Below are 15133 nucleotides of genomic sequence, written 5' to 3' on the forward strand. Positions count from 1 at the left end.
GTCTCTACTTTTATAAAAACTCTAAATGCTATTTTAACATAATGTTAAAACTTTGAAAATTGTGTGTTGAAAGGTGTGAATAATGACTAATTTATCATTATGAACAGAATCAGCTGGACCAAATAAAAAAAGCCTCTCACTTAAAGGCTTTTAATTTTATCCCGCATTAACGGCTAGAAAAGACCCCCACTTCAAGGTCATGAATGTATACGAGCATTCTTAGGCGGGGGATAACTGCCCGTAAAAGCCCGATTGGTTTAGGATAACAATGAGTGAGGGATCACGTAGGCTATAAACCGACGTCCTGTCGCAACGCGTCGAAAAACCCCACTCATTGAAGTTTCACGTTTTCAACTCTATCATAAATTATCCAATTGCCACTCGTTTCTTAGATTTGTTTAGATAGGATGTCCAATATGACCATCCATTAGATATAAGGAGACCAATCAGGAGAAATGTTAAACCTCCAAAAACAAAATAACTGACCCAACTTGTTGTAGCTGCTATAGCACCAAATATAATTTGATCCCGATATTTTGCTGGAGATGTTGGAGGGTCCGTTAACATAAAAAAGGCTAGAAAAATAGTTGAATTAATATATGGTGATCTTATGACTAGTTCAGCATATTGACTATTTAGAAACGTAAATACCAGTAAGATAAGAAAATAGATCCCCAAAAAGGAAAAAACTTGTGGGAATTTATTCACCCTATTTGCGACAAAATACCCTATGATCACAACAAGAATAACAGACCATCCTGGTAATAAGGTTAAACCTCCCCACCAACTTTGACCACTTGAAAAAAAAGATGCAGAAATTAACAACCCAAATGCTGCTGGATTAAATATTGGTTTATATTTCTTTTTTATATTATGTTTGGCAACTATTGCTATAATTGCTGTTAATATTGTTACATAGATTGGGGATGTTGGACTTAAAACAAGACCAATGATTAAGCCTGTCAATAATGCACCATCTGGAAATTTAATTTTTCTTTTATGACTAATAGTAAAAATGAGATCAACCATAACTGACGATGCTACTGCAATTAGAACGGTCACGATCCCTGAAAGTGGTTCTGAATGAAAACTCCCAACCAGCATTAGAAGAATTAAAGAGGCTATCAGGAACCGCTTCGGAGCTTTTGTCATTTTTTTTAACTTGACCATCACGTTTTCTTCTTTGTCATTTCTTGAGGTGACTCTTGATCGATGATTCTGTATCTCGGATGATTTCTCATTATTTATTTGCATACGATCAACTCCTTCATTTTAAGTGTTTGTCTGACTCTAAGATCAGAAGTCACCATTATTCCTGATACTCCCATATCTTCTAAAAATGAAAGACCATCCTTCTCCCCCATAATAAATGCCGCCGTCGAAAAACTATCAGCCATCATGCCAAAAGGAGCAATAACCGTACAACTTAAAAGACTATTTTGTGGTCTTCCCGAATCCGGGATTAAGAGATGGTGAATGTTACTTTTTGGATTAAACCGTTCATAACTACCAGATGTGCAGATTGCTGCATCTGTGAGTTGGATGACCCTCACATTCTGATTTTTATTCATAGGATGTCGAATTCCAACTTTCCATTTACTGCCTTCTTCATTTATTCCTGAAACAAAAATATCACCACCAGCATCAATATAAAAACCGGTTGCTTCAGCTAGCATTTTTGCACAAAGATCAATAGCAAATCCTTTCGCAATAGCACCAAAATCTAACAGAATCGGTTTTAATAACGTTACCGTTCTTCTTTCTTCATTCAAAACGATATCTCTATAACTAACTGGTTCATCCGCAATCTTTGATTCAATTCTTTCACCTGTTTCATATTTTTGATTAAATCCGTATTTTTCTAACTTTTTCCCTAGTGTTGGATCAAAAGCGCCATTTGTTAAATTTGATAGGGTTAGAGCATAATTCATGACTTCAAAAAATGTTGGACTTACAACCACAGGTAAATTGACATGATGACTGACCTTCATTAATTCACTATTTGATTTAAAACGACTAAACAAATTTTCAACCTCATAAAACATGGTGAGTGACTTAGTTAGTTTTTCACGATATAAAGTTTCTTGTCCTATCTGGCAAACAACCTTTACATTCACTATTGTTCCAACAGCTAAAATGGACTCTCTTATTGATGTTAATGTCATATAACACGGCCCCTATTTTAAGAATAATTTGACTTACGCTTTCGCAGAAGCTAAAGCTTGATCCACCGCTGTTTGAAAATCCTCAGTACTTAACGTAGCTCCACTAACAACATCCACTTGACTACTTTGTCGTTGCACGACCTGATCCGGTAAACCATCAATATAGCTTTTTGAATAAGACGTCGTACAGTTTGTAATTTGGACTTTAGCGATCGAACCATTTTTAATTGTGACGGATACACTTACTGACCCAATATGATTAGATCCCGATCCATTATAGACACCATCTTTATACACTCTTTGATTAGAAGTTGTTTTATTATTTGTTTGGTTATCTTGTTTGGATTCATTTACCTCTTTATTTGTTTCGACTTTAGACTTATTTAAGAAATGAGAAGCACTTGATGATTGATCTGCACTTGTATGGATCGTTTCCGTATAAGCTGTAAGATACAAACTGCTTATTGCAGCCGTGCAAAGGACGATCATTTTTTTATTCATTTTTTTGCTGTTCTTCTTTTTTTCCGACATCAATAAGTACCTCCACTTGAATGATAGGTAAACTATATCGCATAAAAATGAAAATTAGATTAAAATAAAAAAACAGTAAATGAAATATACCTAAATTTCACTTACTGTTATATTAACTAAATTAATTGTATTAAGGTTTTTCTAAAAGCTTCTAAAGCTTTCTCTAATTCTTCTTTAGATAGCCTTGCAAAAGTGAGCCTTATAAATCCTTCAGAGGCTCCTAGTACACTTCCTGGCATCAGGATAACCTTATTATTCGCTGCTTGATGAAATAATCGTGATTCTTGAATCGGTATTTTTAATTTTAACCAAATATATAATCCGCCTTTAGGTTCATGAAAAGTCAAAAAGTCTGAAAAATGACGTTTAAGAATGCTAATGGCTACATCGCACCTATTTTTTAACTCTGACACAAGATGGGCAACATGCTCTTCATATTTTCCTGAACGCATGAAATAATTGGCTACTAATTGCGGGAAAATACTTAAACCAAAATCCATCTGATTTCTTGCGTCCATTAAACGAGAAATAACGGGTTTCGGTGCAATTAGCCAACCAATTCGAATATTCGAACCAACCGTCTTAGAGAGTGAACCTAAATACAACACATTTCCTGACTCGTCCATCTTTTTCATCAATTGACCCGTTTTACCTTCAAATGAAAGCAGACTAAATGGATCATCTTCAACTATTGGAATGGATAAAGATCTACACATATCTACTAGATCTCTTTTTCGTTTCTCTGATAAGGATACACTGGTTGGATTCTGAAAAATGGGATTTAAGAAAACAAGTTTAATCCGATGTTTTTGATATAAAGTTTTGACATCTTCGGGATTAATCCCTTCTTCATCTATCGGCAGAGCAAAGATCCGAAGACCGGCGGATTGAAACAACGGCAAAGAGTAATAATAAGACGGTGCTTCAATAGCTATGGCATCCCCAGGCGATAATAAACATTGAGTCATAAGGTAGATGGCTTGCTGCGCACCACTCGTGATCATGACGGAATCAGGAGTGGTGTCCACATTATATGTCACCTTCATGTGACGAGCAATCGTTTCTCTAAGTGGTCGATATCCTTGTGGGTCCTCGTCTTCAAACAACTCTTCTGGACCTAGAATTTTATCGTATTGCGGTTTTAGCAAGCTTCCTGGAAACAAATCAGGACCAAGTTCACCACCTGCTAAGTTCCATAGTGTTTTATTGTGGGAGAGTTCATGTATTTTTTGAATAAGTGGATGTGGGGGCAAAAAAGCTCCACTATCAACATAGGCTTTCCAATTGGGTGAACCAGCGGGCGAAATCCCCCATTTTTGTGTACTTACTTTGGTCCCACTTCCTCTTTTTCTTTCTATTAATCCAATAGACGTTAATTCATCGTATGCATGAACGACAGTTGAACGGTTCACGCCAATCTGATCTGCTAACTTCCTTTCTGTTGGTAAGACACTACCAGGTGTATATTCACCTTTCATAATTTTTTCACGTAATTGATCGCTTATTTGTCGATATATCGGCTGTTTACTCTTCTTATCAATTTCCCACATTTTACTTCTTCCTTTTTCTAAAAGAGTTTCGTTAATACGATTATATTTTAAAATTGGATGAGAAACAAAACATCCAATTGGACGGTTTCATTTATTATGTCTTACTTTATCATAATCTTATAAATAATAAGCATTTATTTTTCAAAAGATAACCTGAGAATGAGTGTAATTGGAGGAATGTATCAATGGTTAATACAGTTGTTGGAACGGATCGTGTCAAACGTGGAATGGCACAAATGCAAAAAGGTGGCGTCATCATGGACGTTGTTAATGCTGAACAAGCTAAAGTAGCTGAAGAAGCTGGCGCTGTTGCCGTAATGGCCCTTGAACGTGTCCCTTCTGATATTCGAAAAGCTGGCGGCGTTGCACGTATGGCTGATCCTCGTATCGTGGAAGAAGTAATGAAAGCTGTCTCAATCCCAGTCATGGCCAAAGCACGTATTGGACATATTACTGAAGCTCGCGTACTTGAAGCCATGGGTGTAGATTATATAGATGAAAGTGAAGTTTTAACACCGGCGGATGAAGAATATCATCTTCTTAAAAGTCAATATACCGTACCATTTGTTTGTGGATGTCGTGATTTAGGTGAAGCTGCTCGCCGTATTGGTGAAGGTGCTGCTATGCTTCGTACGAAAGGCGAACCAGGCACAGGAAATATTGTTGAAGCCGTGCGTCACATGCGTAAAGTCAATGCTCAAGTGCGTCAAGTTGTAAATATGAACGATGACGAACTCATGACGGCTGCGAAAAACTTTGGCGCCCCTTACGAAGTATTAAAACAAATCAAAGAAGCTGGTCGTCTCCCAGTAGTTAACTTCGCTGCTGGTGGTGTGGCTACACCTGCTGATGCGGCCCTCATGATGGAACTTGGAGCTGACGGCGTCTTCGTTGGTTCAGGTATTTTTAAATCCGAAAATCCTGAAAAATTTGCTAAAGCCATTGTACAAGCTACCACATATTATACGGATTACAAATTAATCGGCGAACTTTCAAAAGAACTTGGTACCGCTATGAAAGGTATTGATATTGCTGATTTAACATTAGAACAGCGTATGCAAGAACGTGGTTGGTAATAAGAAAAATTATTATAGAGGTTGTTCAAAAAGCCACCAAATGATAAGCTACGAATCTCGGTGTTGGCTTGTTTTTCCGGTCCTCATGTAGCAAAAACCTACATTCTGGTCCTCAAAACAGCGCCGCCTTGATCTTCTTGCTTCTAATTTGCCACCTTTTTGAACACGCACTTAAAGTATAAGAAAAGCGGATGAAACTCATATTCCGCTTTTCTTTTTAAAACGAGTAATCGAAAGGAGCGATCTTGATGGTGAAAATAGGCGTTTTAGCCTTGCAAGGAGCTGTATCTGAACATCTAAACCATATTGAAAAAAGCGGTGCTGAGGCCATTAATGTTAAAAATCCTGAACAGCTTGATGATTTAGATGGGTTAATTTTACCTGGTGGTGAAAGCACGACCATGCGTAAATTGATGTTAAAATATGGATTCCTCGAACCGATTCGTACCTTCGCTAAGAAAGGAAAAGCCCTTTTTGGCACTTGTGCAGGTATGATCATTCTTGCCAAAGATATAGAAGGCGATTTAGAAGAAGAAGAGTCACTTGGTTTAATGGATGTGAAGGTTAGACGTAATTCATTCGGACGCCAAGTCGATAGCTTTGAAGCTGATTTAGATATAACGGGTCTTGATGCACCGTTTCCAGCTATTTTTATTCGGGCTCCTCATATTCTTTCAGTTAGTGATCATGTCGATATCGTTTCTACTTGGGAAGACCGAATTGTAGCCGTTCGTCAAGGAAATATCCTTGCTACGTCCTTTCATCCAGAATTAACAGATGATTATCGTATGATTGGTTTATTTATTGATATGGCGCGCAAAGCCCATGTTCCTGCTGACTCTTAATTTTCGAAACGTCATTAAAATTAAAAATCCCTGATGGATAGATGTTCCATCAGGGATTTTTTTGTTTCATAGATTAAATATCTCCATGCTTACATATTTTTTGAAGTAATACGATTAATTGATCCTCCTCTTCGTTTGTTAGTAGCTTCGTTAATTTACGATTTGAACGATCAAGGATCTTTTGAAAAGTTGGATAAAAATCTTTTGCTTTTTGTGTAGGAAATAGTAAATTTGATCTCCGGTCGTTTTGATTAGTTACTCTTTCAATGTACCCATTTCTTTCTAATTGTTTGACTGATCTTGCCGTTGTTGCTTTATCATATTTCAATTTTGTTGTTAATCGATCCTGATTAATACCTGGGTTCATTAAGATCGTCTTTAAAAAGCTGTGCTGTCCCCCGCCACCTATATTAAAAGGTCTTAACTCTTTGCTAAGGATTTTTTGGTTTTGTCGACTTATATAGGCAATCAACTTACCAATGGGCTCTTTCGCCATTTATTCACCTTCTCAAGCATTATGTAAAAAAATCTTCATTTTATAGAGGTTGTTCAAAAAGTCACCAAATGATCGTGCGATTCTCGGCGCCCTCTTGTTTTTCCGGTCCTCATGTAGCGGATACAAGAGGATCGCTGGCTAAAACCGCTCACGTCCTGTGGCGGGCGCCTGAAGCTACCACATCCTGTGGAATGCCGATCCTCAAAACAGCGCCGCCTTAGCCTTCCGACGCCCAGGACGGGCTAGTTACTCTCGTTCTTGCAGGATGCCAGCGTACTTAGCCAGTAACCCTTTTCATTTGTCACCTTTTTGAACACGCACTTATATAGTTGCGTGACCAACTTATTCTCTGTATCATAAGTTTAGATGAACATAGTTGCAAATGCAACTAAATAGTAATGAGGTGTTGTTTTGCAATCTCAAGTCAAAACTTATCAAGATGATCCAGTCATACAAAAGAAGCGCTGGATAATCTTAATTGTTCTTAATTTATTCGTGTTTATGTCAACTTTAGATGGGAGCATTGTTAACATTGCCCTTCCATCCATTTCAAAAGATCTAAATTTACCCATTGCTCAATCGGAATGGATCGTAAGTGGTTATATTTTGACCATTTGTTCCATCATTCTTTTTTTTGGCAGACTCGGGGATATTGTCGGCAAGATAAACATGTTTAAGCTAGGATGTATCATTTTTATATTTGGTTCGTTATTGTGTGGATTCAGCAATAGCTTAACTTTTTTATTAACTTCACGTATCATACAAGCAATTGGTGCCTCCATGACAATGGCCAATAACCAAGGCATTATCACCGAAATCTTTCCTGCTAAACATCGGGGAAAAGCTCTTGGATTACTTGGAACGTTTGTTTCACTCGGTAGTATTACTGGCCCTAGTCTTGGAGGGTTTATGGTTTCTTCACTGGGATGGCAGTCTATTTTTTGGGTAAATGTTCCGATCGGTCTCATGGCAATTATACTGGGATGGATGATACTACCAAAAGATATGATCAAATTACGGTCAAAACTCGATATCACAGGCAGCGTTTTGTTCGCCTTATCCATCATCAGTCTTTTCACCGGTCTTTTACTTGGGCAGCAAGTTGGTTATACCGACCTTCGCATCCTAGCCGCATTTTTCGCTGGTGTTGTCTTATTGGTCTTTTTCCTATATGTTGAAATTCACAAAGAAGAACCCATGATAACGTTATCCATTTTTAAAAACCCATTATTCTCGTTAAGTATTTTTTGTGGATTTCTTGTCTTTGTTTCAAACTTTTGTTTCAATATCGTTTCACCCTTTTATACTCAAGATATTCTCCTATTATCACCCTCACATGCAGGATTAGTTCTGATGCTCTTTCCTGTAACGATGGTGATTGTGGCTCCTTTAAGCGGTGCATTATCTGATAAAATTGGTTCAGAGCTATTAACCTTTGCTGGGCTCTTAATGATGGTTGTAGCTCAGTTTGGACTCGCCGGTCTTCATCAAGACAGCGACATTTGGCTTGTTTGTGTTTGGGTAGCTCTTCTTGGAATAAGCTGCGGTTTGTTTCAATCTCCTAACAACTCTCTCGTTATGTCTACTGTACGAAGAACACAACTTGGCATCGCCGGAAGCATCAATGCTCTAGTTCGAAATTTAGGTATGGTTGTTGGAATATCCTCTGCGACAAGCATTTTATTTTCTATTATGAGCCGGGAAGCTGGATATCGTGTAACAGCATTAATTCCCCATCGCCCTGATATTTTCTTAGATGGCATGCATATTGTCTTCTTGAGCTCTGCGAGTGTTTGTTTACTTGGTGCATTACTCACGGGCTGGCGATTATATCATTCAAAACGGTCGAGACGCAAACAACCTAACATCCATCAAAATATAAAATAAAAGAAACGCCTCATCGGTTTTTAATTCACTGGTGAGGCGTTTCTTTTGCCTTTTGTTACTAATTATTTAACTTTTTAAGTCTAAAATGGCTTGTTCTGCTAAAGTAGCCAGCAGCCTAACACTTGGCATTAAAGCTCGATCATCAATCTCAAATTTGGGATGATGAAGTGGATAAGTTGTTGAAGTGCCAATATGAACAAACGTACCTGGTATTTTTTCTTGATAATGAGAAAAATCTTCTCCTGAAGAAGGCGGCTTAATGTCGATGACTTCAAAACCTACTTCTTTTGCCTTTTTAATGGTAAACAGGGTCCATTTTTCATCATTCATAACGGCTGGAGATCCACCATGCCATATGAAGGTTGCTTTCGCTCCAAATGCGCTTGCAATTCCTTCAATCACTTGTTTTATTTTTCCTTTAATTTTTTCTCTAATATTGAGATCAAATGATCGAACGGTACCTTCTAATTGAGCCGTTGAGGGGATAACATTCCATGTATTTCCGCTATGCAGCTGACAAATACTGACGACGGCGCTATCTTGCCAATCAATATTGCGGCTAACGATGGACTGCAGTGCAACCATAATATGTCCAGCAACGAGAATCGTATCCACCCCTAAATCTGGATGTGCCGCATGTGTCCCTACCCCCTCAACCACAATTTCAAATCGATCACAATTTGAAGACATCGCTCCAATACGTGTTCCAAGTTGTCCTAATTCAAGACTTGGCATATTATGAAGGCCAAAAATGGCTTGAACATCATCAATGGCATGTGTATTAAGGATGTCAATGGCTCCAGGACCCGTTTCTTCTGCTGGTTGGAAAATAATACGAACCGTTCCTTTTAGTTCATGTTCTTTTTGTTTTAGTACGTAAGCGGCACCTAATACGGCCGTTGTATGAAAATCATGGCCGCATGCATGCATTTTTCCATCAAAACGTGATTTATAAGGTAATGTCGTTTCTTCATGAATGGGAAGAGCGTCAATATCCCCTCTAATGGCTACAACTGGTCCATTTGGATCACCGCATACTTCGGCAACCAATCCCGTTTTTAAAGGTAAATCGAGTATGTTTATATCTAAATCACCTAACCAGTTTCTCAACTTTTTCGTTGTTTCAAATTCTTCATTTGAAATTTCTGGTTCTTGATGAAGATTATAACGAATTTCAATTAGTTTTGTTTCAAGTTGTTCGGTCGTATATGTGAGTTCTTCATGAACCAAACCCCTCACTCCTCTGCTTAGACTCTTCTAGTATCTTATCACAAATCAGTCTATATAACTTTAAGACTCGTAAAAAAACACTCCAATATCACAATGACTTGGAGTGTTCTAACTAGTTATAGGACTCTACACGGAGGTATTTTTCTGCCTGTTTGATGCTTTCACTTGATGGTGGTTGGACATCTTGAAGAGGATAAACTAACCCCAATTTCTCCCATTTATATACACCCATCGTATGATAAGGCAAAATTTCCACTTTCTTAACATGTTTTAACGTGGCTATAAAATCGCCGAGTTCTTGAAGATCATCTTCATCATCAGATATACCGGGAACGAGAACATGTCTAATCCACATATCTTGCTTATGACTAGATAGGAATCTTGCCATTTGTAAGATATGGTCATTCGTCTTTCCTGTTAATTGTTGATGTTTTAGATTATTTATCTGCTTAAGATCAAGCAATACCAAATCGGTTACTTGAAGAAGCGTTTCAAAACGCTCAATAAAATGAGGTTCGCCCGAAAAAACACCGCCACTTGTATCAATCGTTGTATGAATCCCTTGTTCCTTACATTTTGTAAATAACTCGATTAGAAATGGAATCTGCATTAACGGTTCTCCACCGCTGACCGTAAGTCCACCACCAGAGGCATCCATAAAAGGTTTATACGACAAAGCTTCTGATAGGATTTCATCAGCCGTAACTTCTATTCCTTCATTCACTTTCCACGTATCAGGATTATGGCAATATTGACACCTGAGTACACAGCCTTGCATAAATACAACAAAACGGATACCTGGTCCATCCACAGAACCAAAAGATTCTGTGGAATGGATACGACCAATAACATTCTTCACTTAAGTCACCTTCTACTACATCATGGCATGCATCGTACGATGAATGACATCGAGTTGTTGTTCACGTGTTAACTTAATAAAATTGACGGCATATCCCGAGACTCGAATGGTTAACTGCGGATATTGTTCGGGATGTTCCATTGCATCCAAAAGCGTTTCACGTCTAAATACATTGACGTTAAGATGATGACCTTTTTTCATCACATACCCATCTAACATACCAACCAAATTTTGATATTGATCTTCTGGGCTCTTTCCGAGTGCACTTGGAATAATAGAGAAGGTATTTGAAATTCCATCTAAACTATATGAGTAAGGAATTTTAGCTACAGATGATAAGGATGCTAAAGCCCCTTTTGTATCTCTTCCATGCATTGGATTAGCCCCTGGAGCAAAAGGTTCACCGGCTTTTCTTCCATCAGGTGTTGTACCTGTTTTTTTACCGTAGACCACATTTGATGTAATCGTTAGAACAGAGGTTGTATGCTTTGCTCCGCGATAGGCTGGGTGTTTTTTCACTTTCGTCATAAATCTTTTCACCAAATCAACGGCTATTCTGTCGACACGGTCATCATTATTGCCGTATTTAGGGAAATCTCCTGTTATATTAAAATCAACCGCAATACCATTTTCATCACGAATTGGCGTTACAACGGCATACTTTATGGCGCTTAAACTATCAGCCGCAACCGATAATCCCGCAATTCCGGTGGCCATCGTTCTTAAAATCTCGGTATCATGTAGGGCCATTTCTAGCCGTTCATACGAATATTTATCATGCATATAGTGAATCACATTCAGAGTATTTAGGTAAAGGCCAGCAAGCCATTCCATCATTTGATCATATTTCTCCATTACTTCGTCATAATCGAGTACATCAGAAGTGATAGGTTCGTAGTTAGGGCCGACTTGTACCTTCGACTTCTCATCTTTTCCACCATTAATAGCATAAAGCAATGTTTTTGCTAGATTGGCCCTGGCACCGAAAAATTGCATTTGTTTTCCAATTCTCATAGCAGAAACGCAGCAAGCGATTCCGTAATCATCACCCCATTCTGGACGCATAATATCATCATTTTCGTATTGAATGGCCGAAGATTCAATTGACATTTTAGCGCAATATCGTTTAAACGCTTTAGGCAATCGCTTAGACCATAAGACCGTCAAATTGGGCTCAGGTGCAGGACCTAAATTGGTCAATGTGTGCAAAAATCTAAAGGAATTCTTCGTTACAAGTGCTCTACCGTCTTCACTGACTCCCCCAATCGATTCCGTGACCCAGGTCGGATCTCCTGAAAACAGTTCATTGTATTCTGGCGTTCTAGCAAACTGAACCATACGGAGTTTAATGATAAAATGATCGACAATTTCTTGGGCTTCTTTTTCGGTTATACGCCCTTCGTTCAAATCACGTTCAACATAAATATCTAGAAATGTCGACGTTCTTCCTAAACTCATAGCTGCTCCATTTTGCTCTTTGATGGCGGCTAAATAACCAAAATAGAGCCATTGAAACGCTTCTTGTGCAGTCGATGCAGGTTCAGAAATATCAAAACCATAGCTTTGAGCCATTTGTTTTAAGTCCTGAAGGGCGCGAATCTGTTCATTTAGTTCTTCCCTTGCCCGAATGACATCATCCGACATGGACCTTAATCCTGTATTTCGCAAGTCCTTTTGTTTTTCCGCAATCAAACGATCGACGCCATATAAAGCAACTCGACGATAATCACCAATAATTCGACCTCGGCCATAGCTATCTGGCAGTCCTGTAATGATACCTGAACGTCTTGCTTTTCTCATTTCATCCGTATAAGCATCAAAGACGCCTTGATTATGTGTTTTCCGCCAATCTCTAAAAATTGAACTGATTTCTTTATCTATTTCATAGCCATAAGCTTTTGCTGATACTTCAGCCATCCGAATACCGCCAAAAGGCTGAAGCGAACGTTTGAAAGGTTTATCCGTTTGCAAACCAACGATCTTTTCTTCATCTTTGTCTAAATAACCAGGATCATGGGAAGTGATCGTAGAAACAATACGTGTATCCATATCTAACACACCGCCACGTTCCCTCTCTAGTTTTGCTAGAGCCATAACTTGATTCCAGAGGAATTGTGTTGCTTCGGTAGGTCCTTCTAAAAAGGCTTCATCTCCTTCATAAAGTGAATAGTTCGTCAGAATGAAATCTCTCACATCAATTTCCTCTTTCCAAACATTTCCTTGAAAGCCCTTCCATTTTTCCATATTCTTTTCCCTCCTTCTTTCTCAATTCTTATTATACGTTAAGTAGCAGACCACTTTACTTCCTGAATGTTACACCTTTGTGAATTACAGAGGAAATTATATTAAGAATAGATGTACATCCTTGTTTGTTTCTGTTATGATGGGGAACGTGTGTGCCTATATATACATATGATTTATGCCACTCCTATAACTTCGGAGAGTTTCGGCATCGATAGAAAGGGAGTAAAAAATGACCGGAAAGACCCATATAGTTGGTGGGCTCGCAGCAGCTTTAATATCTGTGCAACTAGAGCCCTCTTTAGATCCTTTTTTTGTTTTACCTTCTGCACTAATTGGTAGTTTAGTTCCTGACATTTGTCATAGTGGGAGTCAACTTGGACGGAAGATACCTGTTTTAGCGCGATCCATTCGCATCCTATTCGGACACCGTACAATAACTCATAGCTTGTTGTTTCTTTTTATCACTGGCTATCTAGGCTATCATTTTATTCCTTATTGGAATTTGACAACCGGTCTGATGATTGGAATGATAAGTCACCTTATACTTGATGCAGCAACAAAACAAGGGATAATGCTACTATTTCCCTTAAAGATGAAGATTAAATTACCGATAACGACTCATACAGGCAGCCAAGCAGAAAAAATTATTCGAAATCTATTATCTTTATATGTATTTGTACAGGCACTATTTCTTATGAATCTTCTTCCGAGGTAAAGGACTAAAGTTCATCACTTTTTTTGTAATATGGTAGATTCATCGAAGTTGACCAAAAAGGACATAACCCACCTATTTAAGATGGGTTATGTTGATTATTGAAGGAGTTTCTTATATAGAGAATGATATTTTTCAGCAGACGCATCCCAGCTAAAATCCAACTTCATGGCTTGTTCCACAAGACTCTGCCATTTCTCCGTTTGATGAAAAAAACCTAGTGCACGTTCAATGGTATATAACATATCATGTGCGTTAAAATTGGAAAAAGTAAAACCCGTACCTTCATCAGTAAATTCATTATATGGGGTAACGGTATCTTTTAATCCGCCTGTTTCTCTGACAATCGGAATGGTTCCATAGCGAAATGCAATTAATTGACCAATTCCACAAGGTTCAAATTGAGATGGCATGAGGAAGAGATCAGATCCCGAATAAATTTGTCGTGCTAATGATTCGTCAAAATAGATATTGATTGAGGCTTTGTCTGGATACTGAAACCCTAGATCCTTAAATGCTTGTTCGTATCTATAATCCCCTGTTCCGAGCAGAACAAATTGAACATCATAGCTCATCATTTCATGGAAGACTCGAAGAATCAAATCGATCCCTTTTTGATCGACCAAACGTGTAATCATAGATACTACAGGCGTATCATTTCGTACCGGTAGATGTAATTTTTTCTGTAGTTTTTGTTTGTTAAGTTGCTTACCTGCAATGTCTGAATAATGTTGAAATAAATCGTCATCAGTGTCCGGATTATAACTAATATCATCTATTCCATTAATAATACCAACTAAATGGTTTTGTCTTGTTCGAATAAAACCATCCAGTTGTTCACCATAATAGGACCATTGTATCTCTTCGGCATAGGAAGGACTAACCGTCGTTATCCAATCTGAATAAGCAAGCCCTGCCTTCATGTAATTTACATTTCCATAAAATTCTAGACCATTAATGTGAAAATATGAATCATCTAATTCTAATAAATCATAGAGTACAACCTTTGGATAAATCCCTTGATACCTCAAATTATGAATGGTAAAGACCGTTTTGATATCTTTATAAAATGGGTTTTGGCTATAATGAGCTTTAAGCATCACGCTTATGGGGCCTGTTTGCCAATCATGACAATGAATGATATCGGGTTTATCTTTAAAATGTGGCACGCTTTCAAGAACAGCTCTTGAAAAGAAAGCAAATCGCTCACCATCATCATGATAACCATAACTTCCATGGCGTTTAAAGTAATATTCATTATCTAGAAAATAATATGTGACTTCATCTTGTTCTAGTTTTAATATTCCGCAATATTGCTGACGCCAGCCAACTGATACATTTATACTTGTTACAAATTCAAGACTTTCGATATATTTGGGATGGATGTCTTCGTATTTGGGTAAGACAACACTAATATGAAGATCTTGATTTGTTAATGAATTAGGTAAAGCACCTATTACATCGCCAAGTCCTCCTGTTTTAACAAATGGGGCGCATTCAGATGCTGCAAATAGTACGTTCATGACTTGGACCCTCCG

At 38.0% G+C, this 15133-nt stretch carries 13 protein-coding genes; 4 read left to right on the forward strand and 9 right to left on the reverse strand.

Going from position 1 to position 15133, the window contains the following annotated elements; translation table 11 throughout:
- Window positions 1-366: 366 nt before the first annotated feature.
- The 4 genes from FG390_RS07995 to pdxR all read right to left on the reverse strand — a co-directional run bounded on the left by FG390_RS07995 (window position 367) and on the right by pdxR (window position 4246).
- On the reverse strand, window positions 367-1254 hold the full coding sequence (locus tag FG390_RS07995; protein WP_141190526.1) for an RnfABCDGE type electron transport complex subunit D: 888 nt from the start codon (window positions 1252-1254) through the stop codon (window positions 367-369).
- A complete protein-coding gene (locus FG390_RS08000) occupies window positions 1245-2165 on the reverse strand; it encodes an FAD:protein FMN transferase (RefSeq protein ID WP_141190527.1) in 921 nt (306 codons plus the stop codon). Before FG390_RS08000 ends, FG390_RS07995 begins: the two co-directional genes overlap by 10 nt.
- 33 nt (window positions 2166-2198) lie before the next feature.
- Window positions 2199-2696 (reverse strand): FMN-binding protein, encoded by a 498-nt coding sequence (locus tag FG390_RS08005; RefSeq protein WP_141190528.1) that lies wholly within the window; start codon window positions 2694-2696, stop codon window positions 2199-2201.
- A 116-nt stretch (window positions 2697-2812) separates the two neighbouring features.
- A complete protein-coding gene (gene pdxR / locus FG390_RS08010) occupies window positions 2813-4246 on the reverse strand; it encodes a MocR-like pyridoxine biosynthesis transcription factor PdxR (protein WP_141190529.1) in 1434 nt (477 codons plus the stop codon).
- Window positions 4247-4431: 185 nt separating this feature from the next.
- On the opposite strand from pdxR, the gene pdxS reads away from it, so the two are divergent.
- Both pdxS and pdxT read left to right on the forward strand, forming a co-directional pair.
- Window positions 4432-5322, forward strand: coding sequence for a pyridoxal 5'-phosphate synthase lyase subunit PdxS (gene pdxS / locus FG390_RS08015; protein WP_141190530.1), 891 nt, complete (start codon window positions 4432-4434; stop codon window positions 5320-5322).
- A 248-nt stretch (window positions 5323-5570) separates the two neighbouring features.
- Window positions 5571-6167: a pyridoxal 5'-phosphate synthase glutaminase subunit PdxT gene (gene pdxT / locus FG390_RS08020; RefSeq protein WP_141190531.1), complete on the forward strand. Its 597-nt coding sequence runs from the start codon at window positions 5571-5573 to the stop codon at window positions 6165-6167.
- A gap of 73 nt (window positions 6168-6240) precedes the next feature.
- Here pdxT and FG390_RS08025 read toward each other — a convergent pair whose 3' ends face one another.
- Window positions 6241-6663 (reverse strand): MarR family winged helix-turn-helix transcriptional regulator, encoded by a 423-nt coding sequence (locus tag FG390_RS08025; RefSeq protein ID WP_141190532.1) that lies wholly within the window; start codon window positions 6661-6663, stop codon window positions 6241-6243.
- Between the two features lie 411 nt (window positions 6664-7074).
- Between FG390_RS08025 and FG390_RS08030 the strand changes: the two genes are divergently transcribed.
- Window positions 7075-8550 (forward strand): MFS transporter, encoded by a 1476-nt coding sequence (locus tag FG390_RS08030; RefSeq protein WP_141190533.1) that lies wholly within the window; start codon window positions 7075-7077, stop codon window positions 8548-8550.
- A gap of 66 nt (window positions 8551-8616) precedes the next feature.
- Here the strand turns inward: FG390_RS08030 and FG390_RS08035 are convergent, their stop codons facing one another.
- The 3 genes from FG390_RS08035 to pflB all read right to left on the reverse strand — a co-directional run bounded on the left by FG390_RS08035 (window position 8617) and on the right by pflB (window position 12883).
- On the reverse strand, window positions 8617-9780 hold the full coding sequence (locus FG390_RS08035) for an amidohydrolase (RefSeq protein WP_141190534.1): 1164 nt from the start codon (window positions 9778-9780) through the stop codon (window positions 8617-8619).
- A 112-nt stretch (window positions 9781-9892) separates the two neighbouring features.
- Entirely contained in the window at window positions 9893-10639 is a 747-nt protein-coding gene (gene pflA, locus FG390_RS08040) for a pyruvate formate-lyase-activating protein (RefSeq protein WP_141190535.1), read from the reverse strand.
- A gap of 15 nt (window positions 10640-10654) precedes the next feature.
- Window positions 10655-12883, reverse strand: coding sequence for a formate C-acetyltransferase (pflB, locus tag FG390_RS08045; protein WP_141190536.1), 2229 nt, complete (start codon window positions 12881-12883; stop codon window positions 10655-10657).
- Between the two features lie 229 nt (window positions 12884-13112).
- Here pflB and FG390_RS08050 point away from each other — a divergent pair, with 229 nt between their 5' ends.
- Window positions 13113-13598 carry a metal-dependent hydrolase gene (locus FG390_RS08050; RefSeq protein WP_141190537.1) on the forward strand — a complete coding sequence of 162 codons (486 nt, stop codon included), beginning with the start codon at window positions 13113-13115 and terminating at the stop codon, window positions 13596-13598.
- Between the two features lie 95 nt (window positions 13599-13693).
- On the opposite strand, the gene glgA is transcribed toward FG390_RS08050, so the two are convergent.
- Entirely contained in the window at window positions 13694-15118 is a 1425-nt protein-coding gene (gene glgA, locus FG390_RS08055) for a glycogen synthase GlgA (protein WP_141190538.1), read from the reverse strand.
- Window positions 15119-15133 lie beyond the last annotated feature (15 nt).

This window comes from Terrilactibacillus laevilacticus, from assembly GCF_006517395.1.
GTDB classification, from domain to species: Bacteria; Bacillota; Bacilli; order Bacillales; family Sporolactobacillaceae; genus Terrilactibacillus; species Terrilactibacillus laevilacticus.